The organism is Deinococcus sp. NW-56 (assembly GCF_002953415.1).
In the GTDB taxonomy this organism is placed as follows: Bacteria; Deinococcota; Deinococci; order Deinococcales; family Deinococcaceae; genus Deinococcus.
The window spans coordinates 1931331-1954106 of sequence record NZ_CP026516.1; the positions used below are offsets into that span (position 1 = coordinate 1931331).

Below are 22776 nucleotides of genomic sequence, written 5' to 3' on the forward strand. Positions count from 1 at the left end.
GATGGGGGCGACGCTGGGCAGCGCCCGGATCGCCAAGGGGGTGCAAAAGGCGCGGGCGATCCTGGCCTGGCCGCAGGCGGTGGGGCCGGAGATCGCGCGGCTCACCCGACCCCGCTCGCAGCAGGGGGGCACCCTGTTCGTGGAGGTGCGCGACTCCACGACCGCGCATCACCTCACGTTGCAGCGCCACCACTTCCTGCGGCGGCTCAACGAGGTGCTGGGCGAGGAGCGGGTCACCGAGATTCGGTTCAGCGTCGGAACGGTGCCGCCGCCCCCAGACGTGCCCCGGCAGGCCCCCCTCCCCGCCCCGGACCGCGAGCGGGCGCGGGCGCTCGTGCAGGACGTGCAGGGGGACCTCAGGGGCGTGGCCCTGAAGGCTGCCGAGGCGATCACGCGGGCGCGGAAGTGGCGCGAGGAACAGGGCTGGCGGCCCTGCCCGGTGTGCGGCGAGGCCAGCCGTGAGCAGCCTTGCCGGGCGTGCGAACTGACCCTGGAAGACCCCAACGTGCGCCGAGCGGCCCGTACCCTGACCCGGCACCCCGAGCGGCTGGCTGCCCTGCCCGCCGTGCTGGGGAACAGTGGAGCGGACGCGGCCCGGTTCCTGGCGCTGGCCTCGCTGCGGGAGGCGCTGGAGCTGCTGGCGCTGGAATGCGTGCGCGGCGGCGGGGAGGCCGGGTACCGCGACTTTCTGGCGGAACAGGCGGAACTGTTCGTCGCCCTGACGCGCCGCGCCCCCCGCCGCCCCCTGACCCGCGTGGACCGCGCCACGTTGCCCGAGCGGGTGCGGACGGTGCTGGAAGCGGGGCGCTAGCCGCTCACCCCGCCCGCGTCACCGCCAGCACCTTGAAGCCTCCCTCGCGCCGCAGCTCGCGCACCGGGCCGAGGGTGCCCATCGCGGCCTCATAGGGCAGCGGCTCGTTGGCGACGAGGTAGAGGGTGCCGCCGGGGACGAGCCGCCGCCCCGCCGCCGCAATGAACTCGCGGGCCACGTCCAGCACGACCCCGCGTCCCACATGGAAGGGCGGGTTGGTGAGGACCACGTCGAAGGTACGCTCCCCCAGCGCCGCGTCCACGTCGCTGTGCAGCACCTCGCCGGGCAGCCCGTTCGCGGCGAGGGTGGCCTGAGCACTCCGCACGCTCTGGAGGTCGCCGTCCACCAGCGTGACGGCCCCCCCGCGCCGCGCCGCCCACGCGCCGATCAGGCCGGTCCCGCAGCCCAGGTCCAGCACGCGCTGGCCGGTGAACTGCACGTCCCCCAGCGCCTCGAGCAGCAGGACGGTCGCCTTGTCGGGCCTCGCGGCGCTGAAGACACCCGGCAGGCCGACGACGCGCAGGCCCTCCAGCTCGTAACCTTCCGGGTCGGGGAAGGCGGGCGTGGGACCGGGGCGGCGCACCATCCGGGCCACCCGCATGCCGCCGTCGCGGGCGATCGTCTCACCGCTGCCGAAGGCGTTTCCGGCCGCGCGGACATAGCGGTCATAGCCCTTGTCACGGTCCCCAGCGAGGTAGAGGGTCCCGCCGGGCGGCGTGCAGGCGTGCGCCCACGCGACCTGCGCGAGCGCGTAGGCGTTGCCCCGGTCCCCGGCCAGCACCAGGGCCACCGTGCGCGGGCGCTCGGGCCACTGCTCCCGCAGGTTGTCACCGGGGACGGCGGGATGGGCGTCTATTCCGGCCTCCCGCAGCGCCGCCAAGGCCGGGGCCGCCCCCTCCACCGCCCGCAGGGTCACGCCGGGCAACGACCCCAGCAGCCCGCCCCCAGCCGCGAGGTCCAGCACGTCGCCGCGCACCCGGTCCCTGCGCATCGTCTGCGCGAGGAGTGCCTGCGCGTCGTCCACCCCCGGAAACCCGCGCACGCCGGGTTTGGTCAGGGCGCGCAGGCCGTCGAGCCGGGGGGGCAGCGCGGCGGGCCGCACGTCGAAATAGCTCCCGGCCTCGGCTTGCGGGGACACCTCGGCGGGAGGCCGGGCCGGGCGGGAGAGGCGGACTTTGGACTTGGGCTTGCGGGTCACGGCTAGAAGCTATCAGCCGTCCGCTCCCGGAAACCGGGGCGTCCTGCCGAAAGCGGAGAGCGGACCCCTGATAGCTTCTTCCCCATGCCCTCCGTCACCCCCGACTGGTCTTTCGAGCGCGAGCACTGGCGGCGCGGCTATTTCCGGGTCGCGGGGGTGGACGAGGCGGGCCGGGGCGCGTGGGCTGGACCGGTGACGGTGGCGGCCGTCATCCTGCCGGGACTGGCACAGGACTACCCCTTTCGGGACTCCAAGCAGCTTTCCGCGGCCCAACGGGAGAGGTTCGCGGCGGAGGTCCGGCGGTTGGCCGCAGCCTGGGCGGTCGAGCACGCCTGGCCCGAGGAGATTGAGCGGCTGAACATTCTGGGGGCCACCCACGCGGCGGCGGCGCGGGCGCTCGCGCGGCTGGACCCGGCGCCGCAGGCCCTGGTGACCGATTACCTCCGCCTCCGCACCCCCCTCCCGCTGCTGGCGCCCCCGAAGGCCGACGCCCTGAGCTACTCAGTCGCCGCCGCCAGCCTGCTCGCCAAGACCGAGCGCGACCGGGTAATGGTCGAACTTGACGCCCAGCATCCCGGCTACGGCTTCGCAGGCCACAAGGGCTACGGCGCTCCCGCCCACCGCGCAGCGCTGGAGCGGCTGGGGGTCAGCCCGGTCCATCGGCGGGGGTACGCGCCGGTCGCCCGGCTGCTTCAGGCGGGCCTGTTCACCGACTGACGAGCCACGCCAGCCCGAAGCACAGCCCGGCGGCCAGCAGGCTGACCGTCAGAGCGGCGAGGGGCCAGTGGATGCGCTCGGTCCCCTCCCCCAGTCGGCCCCGCGAGTAGGCCGTCGCCTCCTGGGAGTCGAAGGCCCCCATCGCCAACGACCCCGCCAGCACGCACAACAGTGTGCCCGCCCCATTCAGGCCCAGCCGCACCCCTTCCCAGCCGGGCCGAATCAGGAAGTGACCGACGAGGGCCGCCGCGAGGGCGACGCCCACTCCAGTCAGGAGGCCCCGCCCCAGCAGCCCGCGCAGCACGTCCCAGCGGGTTTGAGGGGGGCTGTCGGGGGCGAGGCTCATGGCCCTATCTCAGCACGCGAGGGGGACTGGGGCAAGCCGAGTTGTCGCCCAGCATGCAGAGTCGGGCGGCTGGGCAGGGCACAGTGACGGGCACACACGGGCGGGGCACGGTCACCCGGCAGCGGGCCGGGGGCGGGGGTCACGCCGGGACCGCAGCGGGGGCGCGGGCCAAAGTCCCCCGAGGGAGGGCCACCATGTCGAGCCGCAACCTTGCCCAACTCCTGACGCTGGCGGGCGCCGCCTCTATCCTGGGGTCCATCGCGATCTGGGCCACGCGCGGCGGCACGGGCACCACGCCCGAGGAACGCGCCCACGGCGAGCGCTTCGGCATCTTCGTGGGACTGTGGGCGCCCACCTTCTTCATTCTGGCGAACCGCTACAACGCCCACGCCCTGCGCGAGGAGTAGGGCCGCCCTAGCCCTCCGCGGGAGGCCGTTCCAACCCGGTCTGCAACTCGCTGGGGCGGAACCCCACGCGTTCGTAGAGCCGCTGGGCGTGGTACTCGGGGTCGGCGACGATCACCAGGGTCCGCGCCCCGAGGTGGTGCCGCGCCCACTCGCCCGCGAAGTGAACGAGGTGACCCGCCAGGCCGCGCGACCGCTGCGCCGGGTGGGTTTCCACATTCTGGTAGCGGGTGACTCCTCCGCCCGCGTCGTACACGCCCAGGCCCGACACCATCTGTCCGTCCACGAAGGCCCCCAGGCAGGCTCCGTGCCCCGCCTCCTGTGCCCGGCGCAGCCCCGCGAGGCGCCCGGCGGCAAAGGTGCGGTAGCCCTCCGCCTCCAGCGGGTGCGGGTCGGCGGCGTTCACGGCGACGCGCAACTCCAGCGCCGCGTCCCAGTCGGCGTCGTTTTCCAAAAGGCGTAGGGTCACGCCGCTGGGCAGGGGACGATCCGGCGCGGTGGTCGCCGGGGCCGTGAGCACCGTGTCGCGCGTGAGGCGGAACCCGGCGGCCCCGAACTCCTCGGCCGCGCCCGCCTCCCCGCCGACGGTGTCCAGCCCGAAGGTGACGTGCCGGGCCGTGGGGTGCGCCTCGCGGAAGCGGGCCAGCCACCGCTCCAGGCTGCCGGGCGCGGGCGGCGCGTGCAGCAGCAGAAAATTGCCCCACCAGAAGGTGGGATTGTCCGGCGTACGAACCACGGTGAAGTCGCCCCGGTCCTCGACCTGGGCTCCGGCCAGCCGCCTCAGGGCGAGGTCGGTGCGGTAGCCCAGTGCGTGGGGCGTGCGGAAGGGAGGCGTCATACCGGGCAGACTAAGGGCGGGCACCCCCGCCGGGCATCCGCCGAAGAGCGGAGGCTAACAGCCGTCGCTGCTGAAGCCCTCGCATGGTTCCCGCGGGGTCCAGGGCGTGTCCAGCGTCTTGCGGGCCAGGGCCAGCGCGAAGGCCGCCGCGTCCGTCACCAGCGCGGGCGAGAGGGTCCGGTCGGCGGGCGCGTGGTAGCCCCCGTCCAGCCCCCGGTGAATGAAGGCGGTCCGCACGCCCCAGCCGATAAACGGCACGTGGTCGCTGCTTCCCGTCACGCCAGAGGACCGGCCGAAGGACTCGCGCTCGGGCGGGCTGTCCTCGAACAGCCGCACGCCGGGGCGCACCAGCTGCGCGATGGGCCGCAGCTCGGCGTGCGCGGCCAATCCCAGCGGCTCGGCTCCCACGCCCACCATGTCGAGGTTGATCATCGCGCGGGTCTGCCGCAGTGGGAAGCGGTGCGCGTCCACAAAGGTGCGGCTGCCGTGCAGGCCGTCCTCCTCCCCGTCGAAGAGGACGAGCCAGACCTGCCCGGCCAGCGGGGTGCCTGCTGCCCGCCGCGCCGCCTCCAGCACGGCCAGCACGCCGCTCGCGTTGTCGTTGGCGCCCGGCGAGGCGTTCACGCTGTCGAGGTGCGCCCCGAGCACGATCTCGGGCTTCGCCTCCACCCGCGCCGCGATCAGGTTGGCCCCCGTGACCTCGCGCCGTTCCACCTTCGAGACCAGCTCCGCCTCATCGCCTGCCCGCGCCCAGACTTTGCGGCCGTCCGCCGCGCTGACCCACACCAGCGGCAGCGGGGTGCCCGAGATGCGCTCCAGCCGCGTGACCTCGCAGTCCTGCACGAGGACCAGCCCCAGCGCCCCCGCCTGGGTCGCCCGGCCCACGATCTCGCCGCGGGACAGCCCGGTGTCCTCCCAGTCCTGGCAGCGCAGCAGCGCGATCTGGCCGCGCAGGCCCCGCGCCTCCATCTGCTCGTGGGAGAGGCCGCCCGGCAGGGGCACCAGCCGCCCCGACTGCTCGCCGCCCCCGGCGCCGTAGAGGGCGTGGGCGGGCACGCGCAGGCCCCCCACCGTCAGCGTGCCCCCCCGGTCGAAGGGCCGCTCCAGCGTGACGGGCTGGCGGGTGACCCGGTAGCCCAGCGCCTCCAACTGTTCCTCCAGCCAGTCCAGCGCCCGCGCGTGCCCCGGCTCGCCCACCGGACGGGGGCCGAACGCCCGCACCTCGGCCCAGTCCGCCGCCACGGTGCGGGCCTGCGCCCCCTCCTGCAGGGGCGGATTCTGCGGACGGGTGCCCAGGTACACGCCGCCCGCCAGACCCAGGGCGGCCAGCAGGGGCAGCGCCCACTGTCGCGGCGGGCGGGCCGGGCGGGTGGGGAGGGCACGGCGGGGCATGGGGTCAGGGTAGCGGGTGGGGGGTAGGGACAGGCGCGAAGGTGCGGGCCTCCAGCCTCAGCAGACAGAAGTCGCCGGGGGCGGTGGTCTACACTGCCTGCGTGACCGAAGGGCCGACCGCCAATATCCGTAATTTTTCCATCATCGCCCACGTGGACCACGGCAAGTCCACGCTGGCCGACCGCATTCTGGAACGGCTCGGCGCGATGGGCGAGCGCGACAAGCGCGACCAGACCCTCGATACGCTGGAGCTGGAGCGCGAACGCGGCATCACCATCAAGTCGACGCCGATCCGCCTGACCTACCGCCGCGAGAGCGGTGAGGAGTACGTCTTCAACCTGATCGACACGCCGGGGCACGTGGACTTCAACTACGAGGTGTCGCGCTCGCTCGCCGCCTGCGAGGGCGTGCTGCTGCTCGTGGACGCCTCGCAGGGGGTGGAGGCGCAGACCATCGTCAACGCCTACCTCGCCATCGACAACAACCTCGAGATCGTCCCGGTGGTCAACAAGATCGACCTGCCCGCCGCCGATCCGGAGGGGGCCGCCCGCGAGCTGGAGGAGGTCATCGGCATTCCCGCCGACGACGCCGTGTTCGCCTCCGGCAAGGCGGGCATCGGCATTCCGGAGATTCTGGAAGCCATCGTCGAGCGCATTCCGCCGCCGCCCGGCGACCCGGCGGCACCGCTCAAGGCCCTGATCTTCGACTCCTTCTACGACGCCTACCAGGGCGTGATCCTGTTCGTGCGGGTGCTGGAGGGGACGCTGACGCCGAAGCAGCCCATCATGCTGTTCTCGACGGGCAAGACCTTCGAGGTGGACAAGGTGGGCACCTTCTCGCCGGGCCTCGTGGTGGGCGACTCGCTTCCGGCGGGCACGGTGGGCTGGGTCGCGGCGGGGATCAAGGACATCCACGACGCACAGGTGGGCGACACCCTGACGCAAAAGGACCGCCCCACCCCCGAACCGTTCCCCGGCTTCAAGCCCGCGCAGCCGGTGGTGTTCTCGGGCCTCTACCCCACCTCCACCGAGGAGTACCGCAAGCTGCGCGACGCGCTCGAAAAGCTCAAGCTCAACGACGCGGCCTTTACCTTCGAGCCCGAAACGTCGGAGGCGCTGGGCTTCGGCTTCCGCTGCGGCTTCCTGGGCCTGCTGCACGCCGAGATCGTGCAGGAGCGGCTGGAGCGCGAATTCGACCTCGACCTGATCGCCACCGCGCCCGCCGTGGTGTACCGGGTCACGCTGACCAACGGCGAAGTTTTTGAGACCCAGAACCCCGCCGAGTTCCCCACCCGCGACCGCATCAAGCAGGTCGAGGAGCCGTATATCAAGCTCTCGATCATGCTGCCCGAGGACTACGTGGGGCCGGTGATGCAGCTCCTGCAAGAACGCCGGGGCTCCATGATCACGATGAACTACGTGGGCAAGCGGGTCGAGCTGCTGTACGAGGTGCCCTTCGCGGAAATCCTCTACGACTTCCACGACCGCCTGAAGTCCATCTCGCGCGGGTACGCCTCGATGGACTACGAGCAGATCGGCTACCGCGAGGGCGAGCTGCGTAAGGTCGACATCATGGTGAACAACGAGGTCGTGGACGCCCTCGCCGTGATCGTCCACGAGGACAAGGCCTACTCGCTGGGCCGCAAGATCGTGGACAAGATGGCCGAGGTGATCCCCCGGCAGATGTTCCCGGTCCCCGTGCAGGCCACCATCGGCGGCAAGATCATCGCCCGCGCGACCGTGAAGGCCTACCGCAAGGACGTGCTTGCCAAGTGCTACGGCGGCGACATCTCCCGCAAGAAGAAGCTGCTCGAAAAGCAGAAGAAGGGCCGCGCCCGCATGAAGCAGATCGGCACGGTGGAGGTCCCGCAAGAGGCGTTCCTGGCGGTGCTGAGTACCGAGGAGTAACCGTCACCCCCGCCCGGCCTGCTCGCCTCCCCCCGGCGCAGCAGGCCGCTTCCGTGCCCCGCTCCACCTTCCCTCAAGATCACGCCCTCCCCAGCCGAGGAGTGCCCTCATCTGGGCTGCCTACTGTGTGAGAAAAGCCCGTCAGCTTCTCATCTCACGCCGAAAGGACGCCCGACCATGACCCACGCGCATGAGCCTTCGCCCGACCTGAACCGCATTCGCCCGCCCGCACCGCCCGTCTCGACCTTCGGGGGCACCCAGGTCCTGCGCCCGGATGTGGTGCGGGTGCGGCTGCCACTGGTCAACGTCTTCCTGATGGGCCTGCCCGGTGGGGACTGGGTCCTGCTCGACGCGGGGCTGCCGGGCACCGCCGGGCTGATCCGCAAGGCCGCCGACGAGTACCACGCGGGCCGTCCGCCGGTCGCCATCGTGCTGACGCACGGACACTTCGACCACATCGGGGCGCTGCACGACCTGCTGAAAACCTGGCAGGTGCCGGTGTACGCGCACCCGCTGGAGTTGCCGCACGTCACCGGGCAGACTCCCTACCCCTTCCCCGACCCCACCGTGGGCGGCACGACTAGCCTGCTCTCGCCCGCCTTCGTGCCCGGCCCCTTCGACTTCCGGCCCCACGTGCAGGCACTTCCGGAAGACGGCAGCGTGCCGCACCTGCCCGGCTGGCGCTGGCTGCATACGCCGGGGCATACCTCCGGGCACGTCTCGCTGTGGCGCGAAGAGGACCGCACCCTGATCGCCGGGGACGCTTTCGTAACCACCAAGCAGGAGTCGGCGGTCGGGGCTTTTGCTCTGCGGCCCACCATCATTCACCGCCCGCCCGCCTACTACACGCCCAACTGGGATGAGGCGCGGGACTCGGTGCGGCGGCTCTCGGCGCTGCATCCCTGGCTGGCTGTTACCGGGCACGGGCACCCCATGTCGGGGCCGGAGATGGAAGCCGACCTCGCGCGGCTGGCCCGCAACTTCGACGAACTGGGGCGCCCCCGCCGGGGCTGGTACGTGGATCATCCGGTGCCCGTGGGCGTGCCCCCGGTCGGCCCCGACCCCCTCAAGCAGCGGGTGCTGGCGGCCCTCGCGCTGGGGGCGCTGGCACTGGTGTTGACCCGGCGCCGCTAGAGCTTCCCTCTTACCTCCCTACACCGGGCGGGCCATCACGGGCGCGTCACAGGTGTGGGGATTCTGTCAGAGCGGGGTTTTTACACTCCCCTCCGTGAGCACAGGAGACGCGCAGGTCGCTCGGCCGGGAGTTCTGGGAACCGTGTCCCGGCTCCCGCACCTGCCGCGCCGCCTCCGCGTGGGCACGCGGGCGGGGACCTTGCGGGCACAGTTCACGCTGGTGATCTTCCTGCTGACCTTCCTGCCGAACCTCGGCCTCACCTTCACGCTGGCGGGCGAGGCGGCCTCGTCCACGCTGGCGCTGTGGCTCACCCTGGTCGCGGCGCTGTGTGGCGGGGTCGGCTACCTGCTGGGCGGCGTGCTGCTGCGCCCGCTGCGGCGGCTGGAGGGCGAGGTCGGGGCGGGCAGCTTCGCCCAGCCGCACCCGGACGACCCGGCGGAAATCCGGGCGCTGCGGGGGGCCTTCACCGGGCTGCTGGGACGGCTCGCCACCGAGCAGGAGCGGCGGGGTGCCTTTATGGCGACGCTGGTGCACGACCTGCGGACGCCGCTGATCGCCGCCGGGCACCTCGCACGGCTGCTGGGTCAGGGCGCCCTGAGCGCCGAGCAGCGCCGCGAGGTCGCGGGCGAGGTCGAGCGGGAGAATGCCCGACTGCTCGCCCTGGTCGCCCAGATGGCCGACGCCCACCGTTTCGAGCGCGAGGAGGTGCAGCTCTCGCCCTCGTGCACCGACCTCGGCACCCTGCTCGCGGAGGTGGCCCGGCGGCTCTCGCCCCAGGCGGAGGCGCGGGGCGTGAGCCTCACCGCAACCGGGACGGGCCAGGTCCCCGCCGACGCTGCCGTGCTGGAGCGGGCGGTGACCAACCTCGCGGCCAACGCGCTGCGCTACGCCCGCACCCGTGTCGAACTGCGCGTGACCCCGCAGGGGCTGGAGGTCCGCGACGACGGTCCCGGCCTGTGTGCGCCCCTCTCCGAACTCGCCCAACCCTTCAACGCGCAACCCGCCACCATCGCCGGGCAGCAGTACGCCGCCGGGATGACGGGCCTGGGCCTCTTTATCGCCCGCCGGGTCGCGGAGGCGCACGGCGGCTCGCTGGAGTACCGCCGCGACGCGGCCTCGCCCCTGCCCACCACGTTCTGCCTGCTGTTACCGGAGGTGACCCCTTGAGAATCGTGATTGCCGACGACCACCCCCTCTTCCGCATGGGCCTGAAATACGCGCTGCTGCACCAGGGCTTTGACGTGGTCGCCGAAGCCGCCGACGGCCTCCAGGCCCTGGGCGCCTGCCGGACCCTGGAACCCGACGCCGCCCTCCTCGACGTGAAGATGCCCGGCCTGACCGGCATCGAGGTCTGCGAGCGCCTGCGCCAGACCCACCCCGGCGTCGTCAGCGTCCTGATCACCACCTTCGCTGAGCCTGCCATCGTGCAAGCGGCGCGGGCGGCGGGGGCACGCGGCTACGTGAGCAAGGAAACCGACCCCGAATCGCTCGCCCGGCAACTGCGCGACATCGTGGCGCACCCCGACGTGGACCGCCTGCCGCAGGTCGAGGTGCCGCGCCTGACCCCCCGCGAGTCGGAGGTGCTGCCGCTCCTCGCCCAGGGCTTTTCCAACAAGGAGATCGCCAAGAACCTCGGCGTCAGCCCCGACACCGTCAAGGACCACCTCGCCCGCCTGTACGTGAAGCTCGAAGCCGGGGACCGCACCGAGGCGGTCAGCCGGGCGCGGAGCATCGGGCTGCTTCAGTAGGGCGGGCGCCGGAGAAGCAGGGAAGTGGGGACTGCCTCCGCTTCCCTGCTTCTCTAGCCCGCCCGTGCCCTTGGCTCCGCTGCGGCCCCTAGCCTGGGGCATGGGCACCCCTTTTCCCCTCTCGGCGCGGGTGCGCGGCCTCAAGCCCTCGGCCACGGTCGCGGTCACCTCTCGGGCGCTGGAGTTGCGGCGGGCGGGGGCGGACGTGCTGAGCCTCAGCGTGGGCGAGCCGGATTTCGAGACGCCGCCGCATGTGAAGGCCGCTGGCATCGCCGCGATTGAGGCTGGGCACACCCGCTACACGCCCGTGAACGGTCTCCCCGAGTTGCGCGAGGCCGTGAGCGCCAAGTTCGCCCGCGAGAACGGGCTGGAGTACGCGCCGGACGCCGTGACGGTCACGAGCGGGGGCAAGCAGGCGATCTTCAACGCCCTGCTCGCGCTGCTGAACCCCGGCGACGAGGTGCTCATCCCCGCCCCGTACTGGGTGAGCTACCCGGAGATGGTGGCCCTGACGGGCGCGGTGCCGGTGGCGGTGCCCACGCGGGCGGAGGCGGGCTTCGTCCTCGACCCGGAGGAACTGGCGGCGCGGGTCACCCCGAAAACACGCCTGATCGTGCTCAACAGCCCCGGCAACCCCACGGGAGCCGTGTACCCGGTAGAGGTACTGGAGGCGGTAGTCGACCTTGCCCGGCGCCGCGACCTCTGCCTGCTCTCGGACGAGATTTACGAGCATCTGGTCTATGACGCCGAGCACGTTAGCCCCGCCCGCTACGCCCCCGAGCGCACGCTGACGGTAAACGGCGCGAGCAAGGCCTATGCGATGACCGGCTGGCGCATCGGCTACGCGGGGGGGCCGCCGGAGTGGATCGCGGCGATGAACGCCTTGCAATCCCAGAGCACGACGGGGGCCTGCACCCTATCCCAGCACGCGGCCCTCGCCGCGCTGACCGAGCACGAGGCGACGGCCCGCTTCGTGGCAGAGGCACGGTCGGCCTACCGCGAGCGGCGGAACTTCCTCGTCGCAGGGCTGAACGAGTTGGGGTTACCCACTCCGACCCCGCAGGGCGCCTTCTACGTCCTGCCCGACTCCACCCACCTACATCCCGACGAACTGGAGGCGAGTCGCCTGCTGCTGGAGCGCGGCGGCCTGGCGGTCGTGCCCGGCACCGACTTCGGGGCGCCGGGACGGGTGCGCCTGAGCTATGCGGCGGGGCTGGACACGCTGGGGGAAGCGCTGCGGCGCATAGAAGCTGTGCTGACGGCTGAGGACTGACAGCTCTGCCCGGAACCCTTCCGCCCCCCACCCCGTACCCTAGCCGTATGACGAATGCTGATGGCAGTTACAGTCTCCGCGATTTCCTGGCCCAGACCGCCGAGCGCGACAATCCCGGCGAGGTCTTCGAACTCGAATCCAGCAAGATGCTGGAGGTCAAGGTCAATGGCCGCGTGTGGAGCAAGCTCGGCGCGATGATCGCCTACAAGGGCAACCTCTCCTTCAAGCGGGAGGGCACCCTGGAAGGCGGGCTGATGAAGGCCCTCAAGCGGGCGGTCAGCCAGGAGATGAGTCCGCTCGCCAAGATCGAGGGCCGGGGCGTGGCCTACCTCGCGGATCAGGGCAAGGAGATTCAGATTCTGCGGCTGTCCGGCGAGAGCCTGAACGTGAACGGCAACGACCTGCTCGCCTTCGAAGACAGCGTGCAGTACGACATCACCATGCAGCGCCGCGCGGCGGGCATGGCGGCGGGCGGACTGTTCAGCGTGCGGGTGCAGGGGCAGGGGCTGGTCGCCATCCTCAGCCACGGCAAGCCGCTCACGCTGCGGGTCACGCCGAACGAACCGATCTTCACCGACCCCAACGCGACGATTGCCTGGAGCGGCAACCTCCAGCCGCAGCTCCGCATGGCGACCGACCTGCGCTCCATGTTCGGGCGCGGCGGCGGCGAGACCTACCAGATGGTCTTCCAGGGCGACGGCTTCGTGGTGGTGCAGCCCTACGAGGAGTTCGAGGCCGGGATGTTCGGCGAAGGCGGCGGGGGCGTGGGCAAGACGCTGGGCGACCTGTTCGACTGAGGCCTGCGGCGGTGCCAGGAAGGGTGAGGGGCGCTCGTGGGTGCCTCCCACCCTTCCTCTGTTCTCCACACCCTCCAGGCCACCCGCTACACTCCCCCGGATGACCTTGATCGTGATGGCGACGGGCGGCACCGGGGGGCACATCTACCCGGCGGTCGCCACCGCGCGGGAACTGATGGGCCGGGGACACCGGGCGCTGCTGCTGGGACAGCGTGGCGGCATGGAGGAACGCTTCGCGGCGGATTCAGGCCTGGAGTTTCACGGGGTGGACGCGGGCAAGCTCGCCCGCAGCGGGCAGGGCCGCCCCGACCCCCGCGAACTGCTGCGGGCGGCGCGGGGGGTGGCCGAAGCGCGGGCCTTCCTGCGGGAGGCGCAGCCGGGGGCGGTCGTCGGGTACGGGGGCTTTGCCAGCCTGCCCGGAGTGCTCGCCGCGCAGAGCCTGGGCCTGCCCACCGTCCTGCACGAGCAGAACGCCCGCCTGGGCCTGACCCAGCGCCTCGCCGTGGGGCGGGCACGGGCAGTGGGCACGGCGTACCCGCAGGTCGTGGGCCTGAACCCCGATAAGGCCACCCAGGTCGGCATGCCCGTCCGCGAGGAGCGTCTGCCCCGCCCGGAGGCGCTGGCGCGGCTGGGCCTGCGCGAGGGAGCGCTGACCGTGCTGATCATGGGCGGCTCGCAGGGATCACTGGCCCTCAACACCGGGGTACCCGACGTGCTGCGGGCCGTGTTTGGGCCAGAAGGCCGCACCCCGGACGGCCAACCCGTGCAGGTGCTGCACTCCACCGGCCCGCGCTGGATCGACGAGGTGGCCCCGCGCGTGGCCGACCTGCCCTGGTACCACCCCGCCCCCTATGTGGACGCGGTCGCCGCGTGGTCGGCGGCCGACTTCGGGATCACGCGGGCAGGGACGGGCACGCTGGCAGAAGCCGCCTTTCACGGGGTGCCGCTGGTGATGGTGCCCCTGCCCGAGTCGGCGGAGAACCACCAGTTCCACAACGCGCAGAGTGTGCAGGGCGCGGGGGCGGGGCGGCTGGTGGAGCAGGCGGACCTCGCCGAGGCGCTGGGTGGGGCGGTGCTAGAGTGTGCGCAGCCCGGCACGCGGGCGGCGATGCGGGAAGCGGCCCTGGGGCGCTCGCCCGCCGGGGCCGCCGCGCGGCTCGCGGACCTCGTGCTGCGGCACGTCCGCTGACTCTGCTCGCGTGCCTCCCCTCCTTCCCACCATGACTGATCCCTCCTCCCCCACCCCGAACGCCCCCGGCACCCCGTCCTCCCCGCATGGTCAGCCTCACTACCACCTGATGGGCATCGGCGGCATCGGCGTGAGCGCCTTCGCGCGGCTCCTTGCGGCGCGGGGGGTGCGCGTCAGCGGCTGCGACGAGCAGGCGTCCGAACTCACCGAGGGGCTCGTGCGCGAGGGGATCGCGGTGGCCCACACCCACGACGCCGCGCATGTGGCGGGCGTGGACGTGCTCGTCGCGTCGGAAGCGGTGCCCAAGGACCACCCCGAACTCGTCGCCGCCCGCGCCGCCGGGGTGGAGGTGCGGCCCCGCATGGCGCTGCTGGGCGAGCTGCTGACCGCCTCGCCCTCGGTGGGCGTGATCGGCACCCACGGCAAGACCACCACGACCTCCATGATCGCGGTGGCGATGGCGGGCGCAGGGCTGGACCCCTCTGCCTTTGTCGGCGGCATCGTGCCCGAGTTCGGCTCCAACGCGCGGCTGGGGGCGGGTCCCTTCGTCGCGGAGGTGGACGAGTCCGACCGGGGGTTCGCGGCCCTGAGCTGCGAGACGGCCGTGTTCACCAACGCGGAAGACGACCACGTGGGCGGCAACCAGGCGACCTACTGGGAGACGGTGGAGGAACAGCACGCCGCCTTCGCCCGCTTCGTGGGGCAATCGGGCCGGGTGCTGTACTGCGCGGACTGGCCGGGCTTGAAGGAGCTGTGCAGCACGGCAACGGAACGCCTGAGCTACGGCCAGGCGGAAGGGGCCGACTACCGCGCCCTGAACCTGCGTCCCGACGCCGAGGGCACCTCCTTCACGGTGACCCGCCGGGGCGAGGTGCTGGGCGAGGCCCGCGTGGGGCTGCCGGGCACCCACAACGTGCTGAACGCGCTCGCGGCGCTGGCCGTGACCGACCTTTACGGGGGGGACTTCCGGGCCGCCGCCGACGCGCTCGCCGCCTTCCGGGGACCGGGGCGGCGCTGGCAGCGGGTGGGCGAGCTGAACGGGGCGCTCGTGGTAGACGACTATGCGCACAACCCCACCAAGGTGGCGGCGGCGGTGCAGGCCGCGCGGCAGACCGGGCGGCGGGTGCGGGTGGTGTTTCAGCCCCACCGCTACCTGCGCACCCAGCAGTCCTGGCCCCGGCTGGCCGACGCGCTGATGCCCGCCGACGAGGTGCTCATCCTCGACATTGCGGCGGCTTCTGAAACGCCCATCCCCGGCATTCACGCGACGCTGGTCAGTGACCGGATGCGCGAGGGCGGGCACGCGGGCGTGCGTTACCTCCCCGACCGCAGCGAGGTGGTGCGTTACCTGCGCGAGACGGCGGACGCGGGCGACCTGATTGTGACGATGGGGGCGGGCGACGTGTGGAAGCTGTCCCGTGAGCTGGCCGTAGGAGGGCAGGCATGACCACCCTGAGTCCCAGCCGCACGGGGGCGCGGGTCGAGCGCCAGCCCCTCGCCCGCTACACCACCCTGGGCGTGGGCGGGGAGTCGGAGGTCTGGTTCGTTTCGGACCACGCCCAGCTCGCGGAGGCGATGGAGGCTCCATACCGCATCCTGGGCGGGGGCAGCAACCTCGTCGTCGCAGACGAGGGGGTGCCCGAGCGGGTCATCCGCCTGACCGGGCCGCTCGCGCAGGCGGACCTCACCCCTGATCCCGAACTCAGCACGCCCGAGCAGATCGTCACGGGCTGGGTGGGCGGCGGCGTGCCCCTCCCCGGTCTGATTCGCAAGCTCCAGAAACTCGGCCTGAGCAACCTTGAAGGCACGGTGGGCATTCCCGCGCAGGTCGGCGGCGCGGTGTGGATGAACGCGGGCACCCGCTACGGCGAGATGTTCGACGGCCTACATACGCTGGAGATCGTGACGCCGGACGGAATGCGGCAGGTCACGCCCGACGACCTCGCCTGGGGATACCGCAACAGCGGGATTCCCCGAAATCACATCGTGACCCGCGTGCGGCTGAAACTGCGGCCCTCCACCCCGGAGGAGGTGCTGGCGAAGATGGACTTCGCGGATCAGGCCCGCAAGAGGCAGCCCAAGATGAAGACGCCCGGCTGCGCCTTCAAGAACCCCGGCGGCGGGAAGGGGGCGGGTCAACTGATTGACGAGGCGGGCCTCAAGGGCACCCGCTTGGGCGCGGCCATGATTGCCCCGGAGCACGCCAACTTCATCGTGAACCTGGGGGGAGCGACCGCCGCCGATGTCCACGCCCTGCTGGATCTCATCCGCGAGCGGGTGGGCGTGCCGCTGGAGCTGGAATACGAGCTATGGCCGGAGACGCTGCCGGGGTAAGCGGCCAGCTTCCAGCCTCAGCCACAGAGGACCAAGCCAAAGACAGAGAAGGGGACGGCCGAAGCGTGACCAGATGCTCACGCTGACCGCTGGAAGCTGGTGGCTGGCCGCTACACTAGCCCCCATGACCGATCCCGACCCCCGGCCCAAAAACCGCCGGGTGCCCCCGCCGGGGCCTGCGCCTGAACCCACCCCCACCGAGCCGCCCGTCCCCGAACCTGTGGAGGAAGTCGCTCCCCCGCCGCCTCCCCCCCGGCCTCCCCGGAACCTGCGTCCGCTGTGGTGGACCCTGGGGGTCGCGGCCGCCTTGGGATTGATCGCGGCGAGCTGGTTCGCCCTGCCCATCCGCACAGTCACCGTGCAGGGCCACGAGCGGCTCTCGGAGGCGCAGGTGCGGCGGCTGGCGGGCCTGACGCCGGAGTTCGGGTGGCTGTACTACGGCCGCTGGCGGGCCGGGGGGCTGGCGCGGAGCCCCTGGATCGAGGCAGCGACCGTGACCCGGCGCTTTCCCGACGCGGTGGTCGTGCGGGTGCGTGAGCGTGAGCCCTTTGCCCGCTGGAAGAGGCCGGGCGGCGAGATCGTGACGCTGGCCGAGGACGGCACCCTGCTGCCGGGGGCACGGAATGTGGGCGGTCTGCCCCTGATCAGCGGGTGGGGACCGGACCGCCGCGCCGAGGCCCTGGCCCTGACGCGTGCCTTACGGCGTTACAATGTGCAGTCGGTCGCCTATACCCCCAGCGGGTTCACGGCGGCGACGCCAACCACGACGGCCTGGAGCGGGGACCTCTCCACGCTGCTGAAGTATGCTGGGGCCATCGTGCAATTTCCCGATCAAGAGATTCATATCTACCCCTGGGGGGTGAGCGTCCAGTAATGAAGGACAACCCGATCATCGTGGGGCTGGACATCGGCACCACCAAAATCACGACCGTCATCGGGGAAGTCGGCGATGACGGTTCGGTCGACATTATCGGCGAAGGCAGCGTGCCCAGCGAGGGCATGAAACGCGGCGCCGTCGTGAATCTGGAGCGGGCCACCGGGGCGATCCGCCAGTCGGTGCAGGCCGCCGAGCGCGTCAGCGGCGTGCGGGTGGCCTCCGTGTTCGTGTCGGTCGCGGGCAACCACGTCAAGGCGATCACCAGCCACGGCCTCGCGGCGATTCGCCGTCATCAGGAAATCAGCCAGTCCGACGTGGACCGCGCCATCGAGAACGCCCGCGCGGTGCCCCTCGACCCCAATCTGGAGATCATCCACACCCTGCCGCAGGAGTACGTGGTGGACGGGCAGGAAGGCATCAAGAGCGCGGTGGGCATGCACGGCGTGCGGCTGGAAGTCGACGTGCACATCGTCGCCGGAACCGCCGGGCCGCTGCTGAACCTGCGCCGCTGCGTGCAGGAGGCGGGGCTGAAGGTGGAAGGCTTCGTCCTCCAGGCCCTCGCCTCGGGCCTCGCCACGCTGGAGGCCGCCGAGCAGTCGCAGACGGTCGTGGTGATCGACATGGGGGGCGGCACCACCGACGTGGGCGTCTTCAAGCGCGGCAACCTCGCGCACTCGGCGTGCATTCCCATCGGCGGGGACCACGTGACGGCCGACCTCGCGCAGATTCTCAAGCTGCCGCACGAGGAAGCCGAGAACGTCAAGCGCCGTTACGGGGCGGCCGTGCCCGAACTCGCCGACCCCGACCTCACGCTGGAGATCACCACCGCGAACGGCTCGACGCACGCGATCAGCGCCTTTGAGCTGTCGCGCATCATCAAGCCGCGCCTCACCGAGATTTTCGGGATGGTCCGCGACGAGATCGATCAGGCGCTCGGCCCGGTGGAACTCGTGGCGCAGGGGGTCGTGCTGACGGGTGGGGCCAGCCTGCTGCGCGGGATTCCGGAACTCGCCCGCGACCGCTTCCGCCTGCCCGTGCGGGTGGGGCGTCCGCGCGGCATCGGCGGCCTGACCGACATCGTGAACGGCCCCGCGCACGCCGGGGGCGTCGGGCTGGTGCTGTACGGCATCGGGCAGGACGGCAAAGTGCCCGTGTCGGTCTTTCGCCCGGAGGAACCGGCGACCCCGCCCCCCACGCCGCAGCCCGCCGCCAAGGGCAACCCCGAACCCAAAAAGGACCCCGGTACCGTCACGGTAGCAGCCCCCGCGCCGAGCCAGCCTGCTCCCAAAAAGGAACGGTCCAAGGACGGGGTCAGCCTCAAGGACCGGGTGCGCGGCTTTTTCAAGGACTGGATGTAGGCCGCCCAACGGCAGGCAGCTCACCTTTGCCGTGCCGACCGTAAAGGTACGGTAAGCTACCCAGAGCAAAGCAGAGGGAGGCGACGCCTTCCCTCCGAAGGAGACATGATGCAAGCGGCGAGAATTCGCGTGATTGGCTTGGGCGGGGCGGGAAACAACGCCGTCAACCGCATGATCGAATCGGGACTTGAGGGTGTGGAGTTCGTGGCAGGCAACACCGACGCGCAGGTGCTGGCCAAGAGCCACGCCGAGGTGCGTATCCAGCTTGGCGACCGCCTGACGCGCGGCCTGGGCGCGGGTGCCGACCCCGAGGTGGGCGAGAAGGCGGCCCTCGAGGACCGCGAGCGCATCAAGGAATACCTCGACGGCACCGACATGCTGTTTATCACCGCCGGGATGGGCGGCGGCACCGGCACCGGCTCGGCGCCCGTGGTGGCCGAGATCGCCCGCGAGATGGGCATCCTGACGGTCGCCATCGTGACCCGGCCCTTCAAGTTCGAGGGGCCGAAGCGCCAGCGCGTCGCCGAAGAGGGGATCGCCAAGCTCACCGAGCGCGTCGACGGCATGATCGTCGTGAACAACGAGAAGCTGCTCACGGCGGTGGACAAGAAGGTGAGCTTCCGCGAGGCCTTTTTGATCGCCGACCGGGTGCTGTACTACGGGGTCAAGGGCATCAGCGACGTGATCAACGTCGAGGGCATGATCAACCTCGACTTCGCGGACGTGCGCAACATGCTCTCCAACTCGGGCACGGTCCTGATGGGCATCGGCGCGGGCCGGGGCGAGAAGGTGGCTGAGGAAGCCGCCATGAGCGCGATCCACTCGCCGCTGCTCGAGCGCGGCATCGAGGGTGCCCGCCGCATCCTGATCAACGTGACGGGCGGCTACGACCTCTCCATGACCGACGCCAACGAGATCGTGGAAAAGATCCGCGAGGCCACCGGCTTCGAGGACCCCGACATCCTCTTCGGCATCACCCCCGACGAGGCGGCGGGCGACGAGGTGCGCGTCACCGTGATCGCCACCGGCTTCGGCGAGGGCACCTTCCCCGGCACGCTCTCGGCCGGGATGGGCATGGGCAAGCCTGGGGGCCGCAGCTCCAGCCTGGAGACCTTCGTGCGCCCGGTGCGCGGTCAGGGCGGCGGTTCCTACGATCCCAAGGACTACGACATCCCCGCTTTCCTGCGGAACGTCGGGCGGGACTGAGCTCAAACCGGGAGGGGGCCACGCGCAGATGCCGTGGCCCCCTTCTTCTCTCCACCGGGCTAGATGCTCAGCGTCATGGCGCAGCGGTACAGGTCACGGCTCACGTCCTTGCGCCGCTCCCAGGTCTCGTGCAGGGGCGTGTGGACAACCTCGCCGTTGACGCGGCCCACCATCACGCCCCCCACGCCGTCCATCAGGGCGTAGACGGCGGCTTCTCCCAGACGGCTGGCGAGCACCCGGTCGCTGCTCACGGGCGAACCGCCGCGCTGGATGTGGCCCAGGATGCTCACGCGCGTCTCCAGGCCAGTCCCGGCCTCGATCGCGCTCGCCACCCCCTGCGCCCCGCCCGGATACCCTTCCGCGACGATGATGATGGAGCTGGCCTTGCCCTTCGCCACGCTGTCCTTGACAATCTGGACCACTCCGTCCACGGGCTTGGGGTCTTCGGGGATGAAGACCTCCTCGGCGCCTCCCGCGACCGCCACCTCCAGCGCGATGTGCCCGGCGTGGCGGCCCATCACCTCGATCACGAAGATGCGCTCGTGCGAGGCCCCGGTGTCGCGCAGCTTGTCCACCGCGCCCAGCGCCGTCTCCACCGCCGTGAAGTACCCGATGGTGTGGTCGGTGCCGTACAGGTCGTTGTCGATGGTGCCGGGAATGCCGACGATGGGAATGCCGTGCTCCTGCTGCAAGTAGTACCCGCCGTGAAAGGAGCCGTCCCCGCCGATCACGATCAGGCCGTCCACCCCCCACTCGCGCAGGTGAGCCGCCCCGCTCGCGCGGCCCTCGGGGGTGCGCCAGGTCTTGCTGCGGGCGGTGAGCAGGACGGTGCCGCCCCGCTGAATGGTGTTCGCCACGTCGCGGGGACCGATCATCCGCAGGTCGCCCCGGTGCAGGCCGGAAAAGCCCCGGCGCACGCCCACGACCTCGATGCCGTGGTGGGTGGCGGTGCGGACCACGGCGCGGATGGCGGCGTTCATGCCGGGAGCGTCGCCGCCGCTCGTCAGGACGGCCAGCCGCTTGATTCCGGCGGAGTTGGGATGTGGCTCGGCGTGCGGGAGGTCAGCGGGCTGGGGCAGATCGGCAGGCGGCAATTCAGACATGGCAGACCTCGGAGGTGGGGAGGGATTCAAGGCGACGTGACCCGCAGGGCCAGCGCATAAGCGTCATTCTTACGCAAACCCGCCGCGACGAGCAATTCCCGGATTTCACGGGCCGGGCGGCCCTCGGCGGCCCACGCGCGGGCCTGCGCCTCGGGGTCGGGAGCTTCCTCGCCGGGCAGGAGGGTGCCCTGGGGCCGCCCGGCCACCACCACCACGATCTCGCCGCGCACCCCTTCCCCGAAGTGGGCGGTGAGGTCCGCGAGGGTGCCCCGCGCTGTCTCCTCGAAGCGCTTGGAGAGTTCGCGGGTCACGCTGGCCCCCCGCTCGGGGCCGCAGGCGGCGGCGAGGGCAGCGAGGGTGTCCCCCAGGCGGTGCGGACTCTCGTACAGCACGGTCGTTTCGGGGCGGGCGGCGATGGCGGCCAACCTCTCCTTGCGTTCGCGGCCCGAGCGGGGCAGGAAGCCCTCGTAGGTAAAGCGGGCGGTGGGCAGGCCCGAGAGGACCAGCGCGGGGACGAAGGCGGTCGGGCCGGGCAACACCTCCACCGGAATCCCGGCCTCCACCGCCGCCCGCACGAGTTCCGAGCCTGGATCGCTGATGCCTGGCGTGCCCGCGTCGCTGACGTAGGCGAGCCGGGGGTGTGCCTCCAGCACGGCGGGGGCGCGGTGCATGGTGTGGGCGTCCAGGCGCACGAGGGGACGGCTGATGCCCAAGTGGGTCAGCAGCGCCCCCGTGCGGCGGGTGTCCTCGCAGGCCACGGCGTCGGCACCACGCAGCACCTCCACCGCCCGGAAGGTCAGGTCCCCGAGGTTGCCGACCGGGGTGGGGACCAGCCACACGTGGGGGGAGGTGGAGGCAGCGGCCCCCGTCTCGTCGGCCGGAGTCAATCCTCGCCCCTGCCCTGGGGCACGCTGCCCGGCAGGGCGGACTCGGCGGCGAGGCCCGGCAGTGGCTTGATCCGCACGCGCACCCGGCGGCGGGTCAGGGCACTGGTGATGCGGGCACGCAGCAACTCGGCCTCGCCCACCGTGACCGTCACGACCGTGCCCTCGGGCAGCCGCGCCCCGACCAGCACGACGACGCCGCCCTCCACGATGCCCTTGTACGCCCTCATGGCCTCCACTCTAGAGCCTGACACCGCCGGGCAGGGCAGGAAGGCTCACGCTTCCCGGCCCTGTGCCCGGCGCTGGCGGCGCTCGGCGTTGGACAGGGCCTCGCGCAGCGCCACGATCTCGCCCTCGCGGGCGCCTCCCAGCCGGGCGTAGCGGTCGATGACCTCGGCGGCTTCGCGGCGGCGGCCCAGGCGCAGCAGGATCACCCCCAGGTGCTCGCCCCCCACGAAGTAGGCGCGGGGATTTTCCGGGTCGGCCAGCACCTGTGCCCGCGCCGACGCCAGCCGCTCCAGCGTGACCCGGTGCCGCCCCACCTGCCAGCGCACCAGGTAGGTCGCCAGCGCCAGCGTGACGAGCGCCCCCAGGGTGGCCGCGCTGTACGCCTCCGGCACCCCCACCTGGGTCCCCAGCCGCACCATCAGCGGAAAGGAAAACGCCAGCACGACCAGGACAGCCAGGGTCGCGGCGTAGTTCATGGGCGGCAGTCTAGCCTGTCGCCGCCCGCCTGGAACACCGTGAGCCCCCCCGCCGCCCTATCCTCTCCCCCATGCGCCTGCACCTCATCACCGTCGGGGACCCCAAGCTCGCCTACGCGAAGGCGGGCTGGGACGAGTACGCGGGGCGGCTGGGGCGCTACCACAAGCTGCGCGTGACACGGGTGACGGGCAAGACCCAGGCCGCCGAGAGTGGGGCGATCGCGCGGGCGGCGGGCAAGGCCCCGCTGGTGCTGCTCGACCCGCGCGGGCGGCAATTCAGCAGCGAGGGGCTGGCCGCCTTTCTGGAGGCCGAGGCCGTGAGCGGCACGGGCGAACTCGCCTTCGCGGTGGGCGGGCCGGACGGGCATACCGACGCGCTGCGGGCCGGGGCACGGCGGCTGTGGAGCCTGGGCGACCTGACGCTGCCCCACGACCTCGCCATGATCGTGCTGGTGGAAGCGCTCTACCGGGCCTCCACGATCACGGCGGGGGAACCGTACCACCGGGGGTAACACCCAAACGAGAGGGGAGACGCGCAGAACGTCTCCCCCTCTT

Annotated in this window: 24 protein-coding genes; 16 read left to right on the forward strand and 8 right to left on the reverse strand. The window is 71.9% G+C overall.

The features are described 5' to 3' along the window. The first annotated feature begins 1 nt into the window (after position 1). Entirely contained in the window at positions 2 to 811 is an 810-nt protein-coding gene (locus tag C3K08_RS09690) for a DUF721 domain-containing protein (RefSeq protein WP_104992016.1), read from the forward strand. Between the two features lie 4 nt (positions 812 to 815). Here C3K08_RS09690 and C3K08_RS09695 read toward each other — a convergent pair whose 3' ends face one another. After that, the gene (locus tag C3K08_RS09695; RefSeq protein WP_369848217.1) at positions 816 to 2009 is read right to left on the reverse strand and encodes a class I SAM-dependent methyltransferase; all 1194 of its coding nucleotides are present in this window, start codon (positions 2007 to 2009) and stop codon (positions 816 to 818) included. A gap of 84 nt (positions 2010 to 2093) precedes the next feature. Here C3K08_RS09695 and C3K08_RS09700 point away from each other — a divergent pair, with 84 nt between their 5' ends. After that, complete coding sequence (locus C3K08_RS09700) at positions 2094 to 2726, forward strand: ribonuclease HII (protein WP_104991123.1); 633 nt, start codon at positions 2094 to 2096, stop codon at positions 2724 to 2726. Here the strand turns inward: C3K08_RS09700 and C3K08_RS09705 are convergent. Then, positions 2716 to 3072: a hypothetical protein gene (locus C3K08_RS09705; RefSeq protein WP_104991124.1), complete on the reverse strand. Its 357-nt coding sequence runs from the start codon at positions 3070 to 3072 to the stop codon at positions 2716 to 2718. The genes C3K08_RS09700 and C3K08_RS09705 overlap by 11 nt on opposite strands. 194 nt (positions 3073 to 3266) lie before the next feature. Here C3K08_RS09705 and C3K08_RS09710 point away from each other — a divergent pair, with 194 nt between their 5' ends. After that, entirely contained in the window at positions 3267 to 3479 is a 213-nt protein-coding gene (locus C3K08_RS09710) for a hypothetical protein (protein WP_104991125.1), read from the forward strand. Positions 3480 to 3486: 7 nt separating this feature from the next. Here the strand turns inward: C3K08_RS09710 and C3K08_RS09715 are convergent, their stop codons facing one another. Then, on the reverse strand, positions 3487 to 4314 hold the full coding sequence (locus C3K08_RS09715) for a GNAT family N-acetyltransferase (protein WP_104991126.1): 828 nt from the start codon (positions 4312 to 4314) through the stop codon (positions 3487 to 3489). 54 nt (positions 4315 to 4368) lie between these two features. Beyond that, complete coding sequence (locus C3K08_RS09720) at positions 4369 to 5706, reverse strand: M28 family metallopeptidase (RefSeq protein WP_104991127.1); 1338 nt, start codon at positions 5704 to 5706, stop codon at positions 4369 to 4371. A gap of 101 nt (positions 5707 to 5807) precedes the next feature. Here C3K08_RS09720 and lepA point away from each other — a divergent pair, with 101 nt between their 5' ends. The 12 genes from lepA to ftsZ all read left to right on the forward strand — a co-directional run bounded on the left by lepA (position 5808) and on the right by ftsZ (position 19530). Next, positions 5808 to 7613, forward strand: coding sequence for a translation elongation factor 4 (lepA, locus tag C3K08_RS09725; protein ID WP_104991128.1), 1806 nt, complete (start codon positions 5808 to 5810; stop codon positions 7611 to 7613). A 177-nt stretch (positions 7614 to 7790) separates the two neighbouring features. Then, the gene (locus C3K08_RS09730) at positions 7791 to 8747 is read left to right on the forward strand and encodes an MBL fold metallo-hydrolase (protein ID WP_104991129.1); all 957 of its coding nucleotides are present in this window, start codon (positions 7791 to 7793) and stop codon (positions 8745 to 8747) included. 94 nt (positions 8748 to 8841) lie between these two features. Further along, positions 8842 to 9915 (forward strand): sensor histidine kinase, encoded by a 1074-nt coding sequence (locus tag C3K08_RS09735; protein WP_369848221.1) that lies wholly within the window; start codon positions 8842 to 8844, stop codon positions 9913 to 9915. After that, a complete protein-coding gene (locus tag C3K08_RS09740; protein ID WP_104991130.1) occupies positions 9912 to 10496 on the forward strand; it encodes a response regulator transcription factor in 585 nt (194 codons plus the stop codon). The genes C3K08_RS09735 and C3K08_RS09740 overlap by 4 nt, the downstream gene beginning before the upstream one ends. 100 nt (positions 10497 to 10596) lie before the next feature. Continuing rightward, positions 10597 to 11769, forward strand: a complete 1173-nt coding sequence (locus tag C3K08_RS09745) for a pyridoxal phosphate-dependent aminotransferase (protein ID WP_104991131.1) — start codon at positions 10597 to 10599, stop codon at positions 11767 to 11769. A gap of 47 nt (positions 11770 to 11816) precedes the next feature. After that, positions 11817 to 12566 (forward strand): AIM24 family protein, encoded by a 750-nt coding sequence (locus tag C3K08_RS09750; protein WP_104991132.1) that lies wholly within the window; start codon positions 11817 to 11819, stop codon positions 12564 to 12566. Between the two features lie 100 nt (positions 12567 to 12666). Next, complete coding sequence (murG, locus tag C3K08_RS09755) at positions 12667 to 13755, forward strand: undecaprenyldiphospho-muramoylpentapeptide beta-N-acetylglucosaminyltransferase (RefSeq protein WP_104991133.1); 1089 nt, start codon at positions 12667 to 12669, stop codon at positions 13753 to 13755. Between the two features lie 31 nt (positions 13756 to 13786). After that, positions 13787 to 15202 carry a UDP-N-acetylmuramate--L-alanine ligase gene (gene murC, locus C3K08_RS09760; protein ID WP_104992019.1) on the forward strand — a complete coding sequence of 472 codons (1416 nt, stop codon included), beginning with the start codon at positions 13787 to 13789 and terminating at the stop codon, positions 15200 to 15202. Beyond that, complete coding sequence (locus C3K08_RS09765) at positions 15199 to 16089, forward strand: UDP-N-acetylmuramate dehydrogenase (protein ID WP_104991134.1); 891 nt, start codon at positions 15199 to 15201, stop codon at positions 16087 to 16089. The genes murC and C3K08_RS09765 overlap by 4 nt, the downstream gene beginning before the upstream one ends. A 124-nt stretch (positions 16090 to 16213) precedes the next feature. Beyond that, positions 16214 to 16963 carry a cell division protein FtsQ/DivIB gene (locus C3K08_RS09770; protein ID WP_104991135.1) on the forward strand — a complete coding sequence of 250 codons (750 nt, stop codon included), beginning with the start codon at positions 16214 to 16216 and terminating at the stop codon, positions 16961 to 16963. Next, positions 16963 to 18324 (forward strand): cell division protein FtsA, encoded by a 1362-nt coding sequence (gene ftsA, locus C3K08_RS09775; RefSeq protein WP_104991136.1) that lies wholly within the window; start codon positions 16963 to 16965, stop codon positions 18322 to 18324. The genes C3K08_RS09770 and ftsA overlap by 1 nt, the downstream gene beginning before the upstream one ends. Before the next feature lie 108 nt (positions 18325 to 18432). Beyond that, positions 18433 to 19530 (forward strand): cell division protein FtsZ, encoded by a 1098-nt coding sequence (ftsZ, locus tag C3K08_RS09780; RefSeq protein WP_104992020.1) that lies wholly within the window; start codon positions 18433 to 18435, stop codon positions 19528 to 19530. A gap of 59 nt (positions 19531 to 19589) precedes the next feature. On the opposite strand, the gene pfkA is transcribed toward ftsZ, so the two are convergent. From pfkA to C3K08_RS09800, 4 genes are read right to left on the reverse strand one after another with little or no spacing between them, the layout of a single operon-like run. Then, positions 19590 to 20633 carry a 6-phosphofructokinase gene (gene pfkA, locus C3K08_RS09785; RefSeq protein ID WP_104991137.1) on the reverse strand — a complete coding sequence of 348 codons (1044 nt, stop codon included), beginning with the start codon at positions 20631 to 20633 and terminating at the stop codon, positions 19590 to 19592. A 26-nt stretch (positions 20634 to 20659) separates the two neighbouring features. Next, on the reverse strand, positions 20660 to 21520 hold the full coding sequence (gene rsmI, locus C3K08_RS09790; RefSeq protein WP_104991138.1) for a 16S rRNA (cytidine(1402)-2'-O)-methyltransferase: 861 nt from the start codon (positions 21518 to 21520) through the stop codon (positions 20660 to 20662). Next, positions 21517 to 21747 (reverse strand): hypothetical protein, encoded by a 231-nt coding sequence (locus C3K08_RS09795; protein WP_104991139.1) that lies wholly within the window; start codon positions 21745 to 21747, stop codon positions 21517 to 21519. Before C3K08_RS09795 ends, rsmI begins: the two co-directional genes overlap by 4 nt. Before the next feature lie 45 nt (positions 21748 to 21792). After that, positions 21793 to 22221 (reverse strand): hypothetical protein, encoded by a 429-nt coding sequence (locus C3K08_RS09800; protein WP_104991140.1) that lies wholly within the window; start codon positions 22219 to 22221, stop codon positions 21793 to 21795. A 71-nt stretch (positions 22222 to 22292) separates the two neighbouring features. On the opposite strand from C3K08_RS09800, the gene C3K08_RS09805 reads away from it, so the two are divergent. Further along, positions 22293 to 22733, forward strand: a complete 441-nt coding sequence (locus C3K08_RS09805) for a 23S rRNA (pseudouridine(1915)-N(3))-methyltransferase RlmH (RefSeq protein ID WP_104991141.1) — start codon at positions 22293 to 22295, stop codon at positions 22731 to 22733. Positions 22734 to 22776: the final 43 nt, after the last annotated feature.

Excerpts from the sequence above, each read along its gene's own strand:
- C3K08_RS09690 (WP_104992016.1), top strand. The coding sequence starts at position 2 with ATGGGGGCGACGCTGGGCAGCGCCCGGATCGCCAAGGGGGTGCAAAAG.
- C3K08_RS09700 (WP_104991123.1), top strand. The coding sequence starts at position 2,094 with ATGCCCTCCGTCACCCCCGACTGGTCTTTCGAGCGCGAGCACTGGCGG.
- C3K08_RS09705 (WP_104991124.1), bottom strand. The coding sequence starts at position 3,072 with ATGAGCCTCGCCCCCGACAGCCCCCCTCAAACCCGCTGGGACGTGCTG.
- C3K08_RS09710 (WP_104991125.1), top strand. The coding sequence starts at position 3,267 with ATGTCGAGCCGCAACCTTGCCCAACTCCTGACGCTGGCGGGCGCCGCC.
- C3K08_RS09715 (WP_104991126.1), bottom strand. The coding sequence starts at position 4,314 with ATGACGCCTCCCTTCCGCACGCCCCACGCACTGGGCTACCGCACCGAC.
- C3K08_RS09720 (WP_104991127.1), bottom strand. The coding sequence starts at position 5,706 with ATGCCCCGCCGTGCCCTCCCCACCCGCCCGGCCCGCCCGCCGCGACAG.
- C3K08_RS09730 (WP_104991129.1), top strand. The coding sequence starts at position 7,791 with ATGACCCACGCGCATGAGCCTTCGCCCGACCTGAACCGCATTCGCCCG.
- C3K08_RS09745 (WP_104991131.1), top strand. The coding sequence starts at position 10,597 with ATGGGCACCCCTTTTCCCCTCTCGGCGCGGGTGCGCGGCCTCAAGCCC.
- C3K08_RS09750 (WP_104991132.1), top strand. The coding sequence starts at position 11,817 with ATGACGAATGCTGATGGCAGTTACAGTCTCCGCGATTTCCTGGCCCAG.
- murG (WP_104991133.1), top strand. The coding sequence starts at position 12,667 with ATGACCTTGATCGTGATGGCGACGGGCGGCACCGGGGGGCACATCTAC.
- murC (WP_104992019.1), top strand. The coding sequence starts at position 13,787 with ATGACTGATCCCTCCTCCCCCACCCCGAACGCCCCCGGCACCCCGTCC.
- C3K08_RS09765 (WP_104991134.1), top strand. The coding sequence starts at position 15,199 with ATGACCACCCTGAGTCCCAGCCGCACGGGGGCGCGGGTCGAGCGCCAG.
- C3K08_RS09770 (WP_104991135.1), top strand. The coding sequence starts at position 16,214 with ATGACCGATCCCGACCCCCGGCCCAAAAACCGCCGGGTGCCCCCGCCG.
- ftsA (WP_104991136.1), top strand. The coding sequence starts at position 16,963 with ATGAAGGACAACCCGATCATCGTGGGGCTGGACATCGGCACCACCAAA.
- ftsZ (WP_104992020.1), top strand. The coding sequence starts at position 18,433 with ATGCAAGCGGCGAGAATTCGCGTGATTGGCTTGGGCGGGGCGGGAAAC.
- pfkA (WP_104991137.1), bottom strand. The coding sequence starts at position 20,633 with ATGTCTGAATTGCCGCCTGCCGATCTGCCCCAGCCCGCTGACCTCCCG.
- C3K08_RS09795 (WP_104991139.1), bottom strand. The coding sequence starts at position 21,747 with ATGAGGGCGTACAAGGGCATCGTGGAGGGCGGCGTCGTCGTGCTGGTC.
- C3K08_RS09800 (WP_104991140.1), bottom strand. The coding sequence starts at position 22,221 with ATGAACTACGCCGCGACCCTGGCTGTCCTGGTCGTGCTGGCGTTTTCC.
- C3K08_RS09805 (WP_104991141.1), top strand. The coding sequence starts at position 22,293 with ATGCGCCTGCACCTCATCACCGTCGGGGACCCCAAGCTCGCCTACGCG.